The following is a 13,363-nucleotide window of genomic DNA, read 5'->3' as shown; positions in this document are numbered from 1 at the left end:
CTTACTGCATATTCCTAGGTGAAACGACCACATTTAACGAGTACTATCTGAAACAAGGTTTTGGACAAAAGCGTGTCAGTGGCTTTGATAATTTAGCTTATGGTGAATTATCAGAGGTATGGTAAAAAATCTAATTGAGTAGTCAATTTTTATAATCCACTACAAGTGCAGAACTACGTATTTAAGGGCACGATGTGCCCTTTTCTTATTTGAATGTTGATACAATCACGGCTAATACCATTGCTAATGTTGATGCCAAAGGTGTTAAACATGTAATAACATCTGCAGACCTACTGAGCATTGCCCAGCCTATGGGTTGATCCCCAACAAAAACAGGCTTACGAGTGGTATTCCTACCTTGGTTGAAGATGTTTCCCTTCACTTCATAGCTTCTTGTTCTAATCGTTTTCTTAGAATTTCCGTTCTTTAAGTTACGTGTAGTTTCCGTTTCTACATCAGTTTGGATCAAGATAATCTTCATCGGTGACTATTTTTATTTTTATATTTTTTGCTAGTTTTTATCCTAAGCAAAAGAAGGGTAGGGTTTTTACGGGAGTCTTTGAAGGGGGAAGATGCAGATTTACTGAATTTTTTGTGGGGAAAATTACGTATTTAGTTGTTGCCCCATAAGGGCTTGGTTTTGTCCTTATGCTTAGCTTTCATAAAGATTACTCCAGTAGCTTAATTGATCATTATGGAGGGTGTACAGACATAAAGGCTAATGCGGTAGCCGCCGCAACATAGTCAGTATGACGTTATCCCGATCCTATAGCCACGTTACTGGTATTTAGAAAAGTAAGTCAAACTTTGTATTGGTAGCTGTGTAGCTAAGAAGGAATGGGAAAAAGGCGTGTTACATCATCCGTCAACACACCGATGGACAAAAGTACTTTGGGAGCAAGAGCAATACAGATAGCTCTATTGCATAGCTATATGCTGATTGACTTTTTTGTTGTCTAAGAATCTCTTAAGTTGGTTTCCGTAGAACCTACCTAAGCTAAAGTATGCATAATATTGGGTTGGGCTAAAGTTTACATCAACGGTTGAAACATGAGGGAAAGTCTTTTCATCTCGCTCTTTTTCGAGAATCTCGATTGTCGCTTTCGGATACTGTTTTTCTTCATTTGCTATAAGCATGTATTTGTCCAAAGCTCTTAGTTTGACGTACAGTAGCTCTGACACCTTATTCCCATCATCTGTTCTTACTTCAGCATTGATAACTGGTGCTAGTTCCCAGTCTTTTACTTCTTTGCTTGGGTTGTCATTATCATAGGCAATGTTGAGGCAAGAGGTTTTGGCATCAGACAAGCAATGATTAAGTTCATCAATAGGAATGTAATTTCCATTATCTATATAATAAAATATAATTGATTTCCCTTCATTTTTTAGTTGTTTTGCGAGGCGTTTTAACCCACCAACCTGACCATTTGGATCTGCTTCTGCGTCTGAAATAATAATTCTATCAACTCCTCTCTTTATCAGAGAGTATGCTCCGAGATTATCCGAGTGCCCTCCGTCAGATAAATATGCAGGGTGGTTGAAATCATTAGGATTTATAGAATAATCACCTAACTCAAGCCCCCATACTCCCATCAAGCTCATACCTAGAGTCCCTAAACCAGAAGTATAAGGTGTAAGATCAACAGCTGCTCCAGATAAAGCAACGTAATCTGACAAGCTTCTAAGACAACTATCGTCCTCGCTCATGTAGCTACATTTCATATTCACAGCCTCTTCAGTTGAAATGTAGCCTGTAAGTCCAGAGCCTAAGGAAAAAGGAGTAATTTCATAGATAGCATCTATAAAAGGCTCATTAATATATGGGTCTGAGTACAAACGACTCATTCTAAACCTATTTGTTGGGGCGGTTGTAGTATTGATAATCCAAATTGGTGGTTTTTTTTCGTTTGTTGAAGAATATAATCTTTCTGTTAAAGATGTTATCGATAGAAATTCTGCTCTATATTTGTGTTCATTGGCACGGTGCAATGAATCATCGTTTCCTACAAACTCTCCGGACATTAATCCCTTGATGTTGCTTTCATTTGGATATAATCCATAAGTCCTTTCAATACCATCTTTATAGTAATTCCTTGCTGAGTAGACATTGTTATCTAACCCAAAAAATTCCAATGTATTACTTATTGGAGGCTCGTAAATTGAACGGAGTGTTATTGGAACAAAGTGCCCCCAATGAGTTTTATTATCGTCCCCTAACATCATTGAGTGTTTTTTTAGAATTAGAGAGTTGTTTTGTAAGTGCCTTTGGAACCTGTAACTATTATCAGCTGACACACACTCTGCATCCCCATCCTCAAGTAAGTCACTATTTGAAAAGCATAACCTGAACAAATCTTTCTCAGTATCACCACCAGAATCTTTTAGATAGTAAAGCTTAGAGTAGTACCAGTAGGCTGCATAAGAGCCACCTGAAACTGTTGATATGTAGTCAATTTGATCTAATTGATTAGTATTATTAAGGCCTGCAAGCAAGCCAATATTAAACGATGCAGACCGAGTTCCTCCCCCAGAGAGCGCCAAACCGAGTGTATTCGAACTATCTCTTAATAGCACTTTCTCCATTTCACGAACCTGCTCGAATGTTAATTTACTGTACTCTGGTGTAGAAGAACAGGCCGTGATCGTCGGTATTATTACAATTAAAATAGATAGCTTTAGAAAAGACAATTGACCTTGGTCGAAGAACATACCAATCCTCCCTGATTAAATTGTGTTGCATATAAATAATAGGTTGGATGGTTTTATTCTGTGTTATTGATAGTGCAAATTTGTGACATTAGACACAAAGTGTACCATCAATAATAAAGAGATTTATAAACTTTACCTTACACACATTCTTAAATGTAGGTGGCGTACTAATTCGATTCAAAATAAAGTTCCAAAAGTGCATTAGCCACAGCCTCGTATAGTGCTACTGACATAATGATTATGTCCGAATACCAATTAGTTAGCCCGGCAGTTCCGCAGAATTATTTACAGGTTATCTAAAGCTTTTTGGGATAAAAATCAGTCTGTATAAATCTCTCAGGTCGACAAATTCTGTTAGTAACATCACTAGATGCCAGTCGCTTTGTTTTTTTAAATAAAGGAAAGAATAGATGTCAATATATAGTGCAGAAAATGTGATTTTGCACTATATATTGATTTCATGGGTCATTTATACTGTCTGTAATTATAACATCGGAAGGAGTTGAGTATGGATATTCCTTTAAAAGAAGATGCCATGATTATTTACGATCCTGATAGTGGTTTAGAGTGTACCATGAGGCATCAACGTTTTAGGCGTAAGATTTTATCTGGTAGTAATATTCGTATGCGTACCTTCCCAATACCTGCTTATGTTCAAATACCTTATGAAGATGTGAGCGATGTAATTAAGACTATTGAATAACGCATGTAGTTTACATAGTGGCGCCTGGTAAGGTCTAAGATTCACACACACTACATTGATTAAAAATTCATGTATGGCATAAGAAATTTGGGAAGACCTGCTCTTTCATAAAAGCTAGCAAGGAATGGGGCATATGCGTTTTACGTCCATCATAAGTAACACGTCCTTGGACGAAAGGATTAAGTGTTTTACTAATTTAACAATCAATGGACTAATTTTTGTATAGAGAAATATCTTTTCTTATCAATTCAAGACACTTCAAATAAATGATGACAAAAAGATATTGAGTTGCTTTGAAGCATTTAGGATTGAGCTCGAATACTGACTAGCTGAATATATGCCCCTGTCAGAAAAACATGTCGCCTATTTAGGACGCTAGTTCATTTGCTAAACTAGCGTTTGATAACACGATTATACGACGGACTAAGAAAGCAATAGTAAACTATAGGTCTAAATGCACAAAGCTTTTAGTAAGCTTGGTGACACGCTGTGTTGAAGAGTTTTATTCACTGACAAGTAGCCAATAATACTACCTTTTTTAATTATCATCGGTGGTGTAGAGGTAAACTCATTAAATGGAGAATAGGTGCTAAATTCTGAACCAAAGTTGCCAAACTCATTCCATATTGAAGTGGAACTAAATTCACTGCCATAGTTACCAAACTCATTAAAGATTGATTCTAAGTCAAATTTATTAGTTAGCTTGCCAAGATAAGTATTTTTTGAATCCTGTGCGAGTAGTTTCGCACCATCAACCTGAGCACAAACCTGGTTAGAGGAGCCTGAACCTAGGGGTTGCGTCATACGCTTTTTCCTAGCGTCGCTCTCAGGTTGGGTCATTTTCGTACAAGCATTTCCACTCTTCTTATAACCATCATTGCAATACCAGTTGTTACCGCTAACATGAGCATTCTTCGGTGCTCTCAATGCGATACATTTACTGCCATTCTTTCTGTATCCATCATCGCAATACCAGCTGTTCCCTAAAATATGAGCATTAGCAGGAACGTTCAAGACTTTGCATTGATTACCATTCTTTTTATATCCATCATCACAGTACCAATTGTTACCTAAAACATGGGCATTAGCAGGAACGTTTAAGGCTTTGCATTGATTACCACTCTTTTTATATCCATCATCACAGTACCAGTTGTTCCCTAAAACATGGGCATTAGCAGGAACGTTTAGAGCTATACATTGATCACCACTTTTTTTATACCCTTCATTACAGTACCAGTTATTGCCCATAACACGCGCATTCTCTGGAATTGCATAACCTAATGAACTTAAAGTAAAAAGAAAAAAGCATAATGAAAATCTATACATCTTCTGCATAATATTACCCTTTGAATGGTTGGCATGTGTTTTTTCAAACACGAATAATATCTTATAGGCATATGAATGGGTACCGACTTGATATACATCAGGTAGTTAGAACGGTAAAGCCCAAGTTTTGCTGGTATGAGCAAACGTAGGCTAAATATCAAACTAAATTCTATGAAGAATAGCTATAGAACACACAATGAGGCTATTCTGAGTTAGAACAAAAAACGCAAAAACGCTCTTCTTTACAGAAATGTCATTGATTAACGTAGTTAAGTGACTATGTCAGCTTATAGTGCCATTTATGTACGCTAACAGCGGAGATATGCAAGGGTATGGTGCAAATTACTAAACGTGTAGTTTGCAACATAAGCACTACATCGATATCAATAAGTTAACGTCAAATCTGCACCATAAGCTTTACACCTTTTAGTAGTATAAAGATGCATAAACCTCACTCGTCCCAACCACACTGAAAGAAAGTTTCACTCTGGATTATTACCACTAAATATTCTGAAAGTTTGCTAAGTGTTGTTTGTGAAGGTCATATATTAAATTTACTAATATTGGCGGAAAGGCCCTCTTTAAAAAACCTTCATTTCTAAAATTGCCATTTACTTTTAGTGTAAAGTAAAGGCCAATATACTCCTTGAATATCACTTCTGTTTGAACTGCTGATTTAACACAAAATCAACACCCCAATACTTTTGTTTAAATTGGAAAGTCTCAAATAGCTTTACAGAGTTGATAACTTAAATTGTTTCAAGACCTCACTGAGTACCACTTTCAATATAAAAGCACCCAACAGGTGTACATGACCTTTGTAGGTTATTCCTTTTAGCCTTGATAATGATACCTAGTTAAAAAAGTACTGAATTTTCATACTTGTAATTAGTCATGGCTAAAGCAATCGATTTAAATCGGTGGCTTAAAGCTTTAAGTTGGCCAAAGATAACATTCTTGGTCATTTATTGCTATCTTCAATGGGTTATCATCTATATAATAACTTAAAGCTTAACTTTCTCATGAAAGTATCAACAAAATAAATCATTAAGAATGCGATAACAGGAAATTAAATTGCAAACAGAGACGCAAAAGATCTTGGATGATGAAGTTAATGGTGGTTCTGATAAAGCACTAGATAAATCAGATAAACCAATACTAGGACAAGAATCGAATAAACTGAGTGAAGATGAACATAGTCAGTCTTTAGATAAACCTGATAATAAAGACGATTTAAGTTGGGGAGTTGGAATCTTATTTGAATTAGTTTCAATTCGATTGAGTCAAGCTGTACCTTACCTCTCTGCGACTGGTGTGGTTTTAATGTTTGCTTACTGTGGTTTCTATATAAATTTCATTCCTCGTGGGCTGGTATTGGGTGATAGTCTTTTCTTAATTCTATTAACGTTATGGTTTGGTTTTATGTATACCATCGTTTTAGCCTTAGGGACATTTATTGTTATATCCATAGCATCTCCATTTCTCGAGTATCTTCGTTATGGCCGTCAACGTTTAGAGATATGGACATTCTTTTTAATATCCTCAGCACTTCTAATTTTTTATTTTTATCAATCATATAAATATCTTAGCGGTGGTGATTTTAGCGACGCTTTATTCGCTGGTTTGGCTTTTCTGATTCCAGGCTTTGGTTATCTATTGCTTATACCGAAGGGTGATTCAGCTAAAAAACCTAGAAAAAAATTGAATGAAACCCAAAAAAAAATTATACCATGGGTTGTATTCCTATTATTAGTATTCCCATTAATGCTTAAAACTTCGTTTGGTGAACGATTATTATTTGGTGCATTTAAGGCATATGGTATCCGCAATGAGGGAGTTTCTCTACTCTTGAGCAAGGAGAATTACAGCAAAGTTTTAACTAGTTCCAAGGCATACAAAATTCCTCTTTTTGGGTGTAATGAAAAAAGTAAAGACGAATATATAGTGCATAACATGGATGTTCTCTGGCACGGTACAGGTAATGTTTCGCTTGTTGCTTTCAATGAATTAGGACTCGAACCAAAAGACAAATCTAAACCAATAACTTTGGAGCTCGATAGTGCAGGGGTAAGTGTTTTGTCTACAAAACGATTACTTCCTATAACACGCTGCATAAAATTGAGTGCAAATGCTATATTTGATTCGTATTCAGCAACGTTAACGTCGGAAGGGAAAGAAATATTGAATGACGTTAGTCGTGATATAAACACTAATATTGAAAAAAACAATCTAACTATCACTTCAGCTAAAATAACTGGCTATAGCGATAGAATGCCAGTACTAAAAGCTGATGATAGTAATTTAGACTTATCACTCCGACGAGCCGAAAGTGTATACAAGGAACTAGATCCTGTTTTATCTCATGTTGCAAATGATTATCTCAGTGTTACTGGTAAAGGGGTATTAAACCCTGTATCTAAATGTAGTATTCAGCTTAGCCAAAGCGATTTGAAACAGTGTATGTCTGTTGATAGGCGTGTTGAGATCCAACTTACATTCAACAGAAAAAATAACGAATAGAAAACAAGGTTGAGGCATTCAAAGGAATGCCCTCAACAAAAACTGAACATCAAACGACGTGATAGACCTCTTTAGTCGGTCAAACCAGTAAAATAATTTAACGCCTAAAACCAAGCTCTGAAATTCACTGAAGACAAAAAACAGAGAAATAGTGGAGTTGCTTTTGCCCCCCATGTGCGTTGATTTATTATAGCAATAACTACTTACAACCTTGAACTGCTTCAATACCACCTACTTTAATCAACATCGATTCAGCTAAAAACTCAATTTCAGCATTAGACAATGGCCACTTATGCTGTTTAGATGAATATGGAAATACTACATACAATATCTCACCTTTAGGAGATCCTGTTCCTGTTCTTGGATTTGGTGAAGAGCCGCCAAGTTTTTCGGCCAAGTAAATTGACATCTCACCTAATTGAGCATTTGATGGTCCCACATCGGCCACAACAAAGGCAGATTTATCTCCCGTTCTCAGATTCATTGAATAACCTAAGTCTCCCATTAGGCCTGTTCCAGAGCGTTTATAAAAATTTCGAGGAAAAACAATATAGGGGATAGTTGTAGCATCAACATATCTAGAAGGATTTTTCTTATCTGAGATATTAGTATTTATCAAAGAAGTTTTGGATACAAAATATCCCTCAAAAGGTCCACGAGGCTGAACAAAGGCCTCTTTTGGGTTCTTAGGGCTTGGGACCAAAACAGAAGACCACCAGTCTTCGTTCGGATAACCAGCGTTAGCAGGGCAATCTAACCCTTTAAACCCGACTCCCCGGGTACAATGCAATCCGACATCATCAGGATGGTATGCATTTGGAGCACCATCAGCATCTAACCTTACATGAGAAGACTTAAAAGCGTATGTAACCCTGTCACTACTACGAAAGAGGTTTGATCCATTATAATCACCCCATTGTAAGAAGTCACATTTCTGACTAGCTATTGCATAGTTTTCTACTGATAAATATAAAATCAGCATATAGATAACCTTTTTCATCCGCTACACTCCTCAGTTCAAATTTTCCTCTACTATCTAGCACATCTTGAAATCGCATTAACTAAAGATGAAAGGTGGAACTGATTACTCTTCACAAACGAACTAGTTTATACAAGTCAAATTTTTGAACATAGTTTTTATTGAGAACCACCAAACTAATCAATTATTTATTCACTATCGCTTGTAGGCACACTTTGAAATACAGAGAATATAAACTCAGTACCGGCATCATTAGTAAAATCTCGATGTACAGCTAGTTGAAATCTCGTACCAATCGGTAAATTCGCAAATAAAGAAAACTTCCCTGTAAAACCTTCTTCTTTAAACCTACTCATACTTTCATCTTCTTGTTTAAGGCTATCAAAGAACTCTTCATCATCTACAAAATATTTATCAGCACTGATTTCTAGTGAAAATCCCCCATATGTAGGTTTTCCACTATCATCACTAATAATCTTGCTGATATCACTTACGAATGGAGCAGTCAATGTAGTACCAAATGTGATACTTGTAGTAATTAGCTCCTCTTTATCTCCATCTTTATTATATATATATTTTGCATTCACCCGAGGAATAAAACCATATGTGAAACCTCCGGAAAATAATTTTTTGCCATTAGAGTCACTATAATCGAAAACTCCACCAACTTTATAAACCTGCCATTCAAATGGAAACTCTATTGATATACCGTTGTCACGGTCAAGAAAAGTACTTGCTGGGTTGGAGACTAACTTCCCTTCATCAGAGGTACTATAGCCACCTGATATATTAACTGGCTGATAATAATTTCCACCGAACCATAAATTGTATCGCACAAGATCTGCTACGAGAGTTTGAGAGTTATTACCAACGTTGTAGCCAACCCCACCAAAAACTGACGTACCATCCGCAAAAATTAACCTTTCATTTTGCCAACCGGACTTTTTATCTTCGGTTTTAGTTTCTATGCTGGCCTTTAGTTCCGTTATCTGATTGGACAGAACTTTATACTCTTCCGGGTTTAAACTAAACGATATGTCTGCTCTCTGGTTCATCAACTTGTTTAGATCAATTTGAAGGTCTGCTACTTCTTGGTTTGATGAGACATCTTGCTCTGATGAGATGCCTTGTTTACTACCACTTGTCAAAAACCGAGATGCATCACTAGTAAAAGATAATGGAAGTATTGATAATAACGCTATAAAAGTCTTGATATCCATATGTATGCCCCACTCATGCTGTCAATTTTTTGGCAAGTATTTGCATCTTACCAATGTGCCATTGCACACATATAAATCTAGTATTAATGCAATAACTAAATACTGATTCATTGATAAACATGCTTAGTTCATCACACAATTATTTCTGGCGAATAGATTTTATGCTTAACTTCGTTAAATGCCCATTAAGTTAAATAACAAATTTAACTACCAAAATAATCATTTGACTCATATGTAGAACCTTACTGCTGATTCTGACACTCAAAAACCTTTTTATTCGTGGACTATCTTGGAGTTAATTTAGTTTCGGTTCGTAAGTTACAATTGCTGAACACAGAGGACTTTGAACTAACGCCACAATCACCTTAAAGTGCTCAAAAGCACGTTAATGCCGTCCCCAACAACTCTATTTCATTAAACTTCAGGCGTAGAAACACCCCAGCGATTGCTGGGGTGCTTCAATGCAATACTGCCTCTTCGGCAGGTCTAGCTTTGCTTGTTGCGGATGATTTCTTCCTGGCCTTATCTCAACTGCCTCATCGGCAGGTCACATCATTGAAAGACCAGCTTGATATCAACGTCTTTTCTCAGCTGCCTATGCGGCAGGTCACTATAAAGTTTTGACGATATACCTTGAGCTTACAGTAGGTTAAAAGCAAACTTGATGGCTTGACTTCAATCCACTTAAGGTTTTGATTTTCAATAACTTGAAAGTCAGGTGTGTATGGGAGTTCCTGATCTTCAAAGCGATAAGTAAAACCTTCAGGTTGAGCAATAAACGAGGTTATGGATGGCGAGTATTCCAAGTGGAAGCAGGTATCAAACTCAAGATATGATTCGACCGTTAGTACTTGGTTCATCTTGGCACTGACGAACTTAAAGAGGTTCTTAACGCGTGAATGTTTGAGGTGACGACGGTACATGATGAGCCCGCCCGTTTTGTTGTTAAACTACAACAAAAATAGCTTATGCTCGCTTATCATGCCATTTATGTATGGTATTAAGGAAGATATGCAAGGATATGGTGCAGATTACCAAACGCTAGATGGGTGGAAGCCCCACCAGCCACATCTCGGCACACACGTCGCTCGCTGCGGCTGCTCCCTTCCAGGCCTGACCGGGTTCACGAGGTAGTGTTGCGAGAGGACCAGCAGGGCCTCCATAGATTCTTTGTCTCTGTACGAGAACGGGATGGATTATCCGCTATGGCCGAGGAGATTGCAATAGCACAACTACAGATCCCCGACCGACTGCCGATTTATTACCCAAACCTTACCATTTTCACACAGTTAGCCTAGTCCTAGAGCTCTTCCTCCGGGTCTTCCAGCAAATATTCCCCCAGTAATGCACCACCCAGTACCAGCAGCCAGGCAACCAATATCGGATTGGGCACGTCGAACCACGGCACCAACACCAAGGTGGCAAAACCGACAGCGGGGAGGATCCACATCATCCGGGGTACCCATTCGCTGAGTTTGCTTTTTGCCATCCCCTGCAGGGAAGCAATCAAACCGGTGACACAAAGGGCAACCAAAGCAGCATGGGCCAAACCACCGACCCACAGCGGAACCACCAGAAACAGCGGCCACCAGGTATTACCTTCTACCGGCCGCCAACTGCGTGCAGCAATCCAAATCACGCCGACAGCAAGGATCTGAATGATGGTATAGATAGGGCTCCCATCGAGCTTGCCTTCAGCTTGCAGGGCCATCAGACCAACATCCATAGCAAGGACGATGGAAATCAACAATGCAGCCAGCTGCCATGAACTTTTTGCCGAGAAACTCACAGCAAAAACCGGCAACATCATAAAGACACTCACTGCTAAGGCAATGGGTTGTTCAGGGAGAACAAAACCGAAAGTACCTAGGCCAATCAACAATAGCCAGGCAGACACGCCACCTTGTGGTAATAACCACAAGGCAGGGATGGCAAGGGCCAGTGCAGGCAGCTCTCCTTGGCTTTGCCCCAATCCACTGACTCCGACAATGGTCAACGCTATGCTGACCATAACAAGTAACGCGGCATACAACATGGCAGCACCTCCTTGCGTTATCTGATAACCGTAATACCATACTCACCCATCAGGTTTGTTTGGTATAGGTATAAATATGGATGATTTTGCGGCGCAAATCTACACCCAAGTTCACCAAATTCCACATGGAAAAGTCACTACTTATGGTGATATTGCCAAATTTGCAGGTTTTCCGGGTTATGCACGCCAAGTTGGCCGCCTGATGGCAACGTTACCGGAAGGCTCAACCCTTCCCTGGCACCGGGTCGTGAATGCAAAAGGGGAAATTTCCCTGACGGGACACGATTTACAGCGCCAGCGCCGTAAATTAATCAATGAAGGAATTGAGGTAAGCGAAACCGGACGGCTAAAATTGAGGCTATACCGGTGGGATGGTCTCTAATGCCGCCACGGGCGGCGGCATCGAGAGGCCATATTACTTCACCTTAATCAACACCAAGTCTTTGTAAGTAGACTCAGCCTGATCGGTCAGCACATGGTTGGCCGTATCGGTGATAAACAGCAGTTTGCCATCCACTTCGATACGCGCACTGACGGCATAGGTATGGTTAGGAATGATTTCCTGGCGAGAAAAATTCAGCTGGTATTCAAAAGGCACCTGCTTGCCATCGGCCAGAAAAGCTTGGCTACTCAGTACCTCTGCAGCCACATCCATTTTCGAAACATCCGCCAGCGTCACGGTAATACGGGCATTATCGGGTAATGCTATACGCTCTTTGTAGGTTAAGGTTCCCTTGACCATTTCCAAGTCTGCATCTTGTTCGATCAAACTGGTACACGCCGATACGACCAGCGCTACAGCCAATGCCGATATCAGTGCAAAAACCCTTTTCATTGTCTCTCCTAAAGCAAAACTGTCATTTTCTTGTGTGACAAGCACTTGAACTCACGTTTAAACTGAATAATCATCCATGCATTAGGAATGATTGTTCCACTCCTCACAGCGCTTAATAATATCATTATTTATGGAGTTCCAATGAGCAAAGAACTGAATGAACTTCTCACTCTGCTAAATTTAGAGCAGCTTGAACAAGGATTGTTCCGTGGACAAAGTGAGCATTTGGGCTTACCGCAAGTCTATGGTGGCCAAGTTCTTGGTCAAGCCCTGTCTGCGGCGAAGGAAACCGTCGATGAAGATCGTCAGGTTCACTCGTTTCATAGCTACTTCCTGCGACCGGGCGATCCCCACAAGCCGATCATCTATGATGTCGAAAACCTGCGAGACGGCAAAAGCTTCAGTACCCGCCGGGTAAAAGCTATCCAGTATGGCCGCCCTATTTTCTATCTTACCGCCTCATACCAAGCAGAAGAAAAAGGCTTCGAGCACCAGTCACCGATGCCGCAGGCTCCCTCGCATGAAGGTCTGATGTCGGAGCAAGAGCTGGTGATGTCGATCGCCGACAAACTCCCTAAAAGCGCCGTGAAGCATTTTGGCTGTGATCGCCCAATTGAAGTTCGCCCTGTCAATGTCATCAACCCTCTCGCCCCAAAGCCAACCGACGCCAAACAGTACCTGTGGATCAAGGCTAATGGCGAGATGCCGGACGACCCACGCATCCACCAGTACCTGTTGGCCTATGCCTCTGACTGGGGATTCTTGGTCACGGCACTGCAGCCCCATGGCGTTAGTTTGTTCAATCCCCAGATGAAGGTGGCAACCATTGACCACTCAATGTGGTTCCACCGCCCGTTCCGCATGGATGAGTGGCTGCTCTACGCGATTGATAGCCCGTCGGCAAGCAATGCCAGAGGCTTGGTACGCGGTGAGATCTACAACCAAAAAGGCGAACTGGTCGCTTCTGCGGTACAGGAAGGCTTGATGCGCCATACCGAGAGCAAATAACCTCCCCCGCCGGCAGTGAATAAGAACA

11 protein-coding genes and 1 other RNA gene are annotated in these 13,363 nt (G+C 39.8%); 4 read left to right on the top strand and 8 right to left on the bottom strand.

Features of this window, described 5'->3' with window-relative positions:
* Nucleotides 1–205: 205 nt before the first annotated feature.
* Complete coding sequence (locus L4D79_RS18795; protein WP_428653123.1) at nucleotides 206–481, bottom strand: hypothetical protein; 276 nt, start codon at nucleotides 479–481, stop codon at nucleotides 206–208.
* Between the two features lie 437 nt (nucleotides 482–918).
* On the bottom strand, nucleotides 919–2,709 hold the full coding sequence (locus L4D79_RS18790) for a patatin-like phospholipase family protein (protein WP_428653122.1): 1,791 nt from the start codon (nucleotides 2,707–2,709) through the stop codon (nucleotides 919–921).
* Between the two features lie 508 nt (nucleotides 2,710–3,217).
* Between L4D79_RS18790 and L4D79_RS18785 the strand changes: the two genes are divergently transcribed.
* Nucleotides 3,218–3,412 (top strand): hypothetical protein, encoded by a 195-nt coding sequence (locus tag L4D79_RS18785; protein ID WP_428653120.1) that lies wholly within the window; start codon nucleotides 3,218–3,220, stop codon nucleotides 3,410–3,412.
* A gap of 450 nt (nucleotides 3,413–3,862) precedes the next feature.
* On the opposite strand, the gene L4D79_RS18780 is transcribed toward L4D79_RS18785, so the two are convergent.
* Nucleotides 3,863–4,789: a hypothetical protein gene (locus tag L4D79_RS18780; protein ID WP_428653119.1), complete on the bottom strand. Its 927-nt coding sequence runs from the start codon at nucleotides 4,787–4,789 to the stop codon at nucleotides 3,863–3,865.
* Between the two features lie 1,023 nt (nucleotides 4,790–5,812).
* Here L4D79_RS18780 and L4D79_RS18775 point away from each other — a divergent pair.
* Entirely contained in the window at nucleotides 5,813–7,258 is a 1,446-nt protein-coding gene (locus tag L4D79_RS18775) for an OmpA family protein (RefSeq protein WP_428653118.1), read from the top strand.
* A gap of 199 nt (nucleotides 7,259–7,457) precedes the next feature.
* Here the strand turns inward: L4D79_RS18775 and L4D79_RS18770 are convergent, their stop codons facing one another.
* The 4 genes from L4D79_RS18770 to L4D79_RS18755 all read right to left on the bottom strand — a co-directional run bounded on the left by L4D79_RS18770 (nucleotide 7,458) and on the right by L4D79_RS18755 (nucleotide 11,492).
* Nucleotides 7,458–8,258, bottom strand: coding sequence for a hypothetical protein (locus L4D79_RS18770; RefSeq protein ID WP_428653117.1), 801 nt, complete (start codon nucleotides 8,256–8,258; stop codon nucleotides 7,458–7,460).
* Nucleotides 8,259–8,425: 167 nt separating this feature from the next.
* The gene (locus L4D79_RS18765) at nucleotides 8,426–9,457 is read right to left on the bottom strand and encodes a hypothetical protein (protein WP_428653116.1); all 1,032 of its coding nucleotides are present in this window, start codon (nucleotides 9,455–9,457) and stop codon (nucleotides 8,426–8,428) included.
* 1,056 nt (nucleotides 9,458–10,513) lie between these two features.
* Nucleotides 10,514–10,610: signal recognition particle sRNA small type (ffs, locus tag L4D79_RS18760), an RNA gene on the bottom strand.
* Nucleotides 10,611–10,757: 147 nt separating this feature from the next.
* A complete protein-coding gene (locus tag L4D79_RS18755) occupies nucleotides 10,758–11,492 on the bottom strand; it encodes a VP0952 family biofilm-associated protein (protein WP_428653115.1) in 735 nt (244 codons plus the stop codon).
* A gap of 76 nt (nucleotides 11,493–11,568) precedes the next feature.
* Here L4D79_RS18755 and L4D79_RS18750 point away from each other — a divergent pair, with 76 nt between their 5' ends.
* Entirely contained in the window at nucleotides 11,569–11,874 is a 306-nt protein-coding gene (locus tag L4D79_RS18750) for an MGMT family protein (protein ID WP_428653114.1), read from the top strand.
* Nucleotides 11,875–11,907: 33 nt separating this feature from the next.
* Here L4D79_RS18750 and L4D79_RS18745 read toward each other — a convergent pair whose 3' ends face one another.
* Nucleotides 11,908–12,327 (bottom strand): YbaY family lipoprotein, encoded by a 420-nt coding sequence (locus L4D79_RS18745; protein WP_428653113.1) that lies wholly within the window; start codon nucleotides 12,325–12,327, stop codon nucleotides 11,908–11,910.
* A 141-nt stretch (nucleotides 12,328–12,468) separates the two neighbouring features.
* Between L4D79_RS18745 and tesB the strand changes: the two genes are divergently transcribed.
* Entirely contained in the window at nucleotides 12,469–13,335 is an 867-nt protein-coding gene (tesB, locus tag L4D79_RS18740) for an acyl-CoA thioesterase II (RefSeq protein ID WP_428653112.1), read from the top strand.
* Nucleotides 13,336–13,363: the final 28 nt, after the last annotated feature.

The organism is Photobacterium satsumensis (assembly GCF_050336935.1).
GTDB classification, from domain to species: Bacteria; Pseudomonadota; Gammaproteobacteria; order Enterobacterales; family Vibrionaceae; genus Photobacterium; species Photobacterium satsumensis.
Note: the sequence above shows the minus strand (reverse complement) of the source record. Positions and strands in the feature narration are given on the sequence as shown.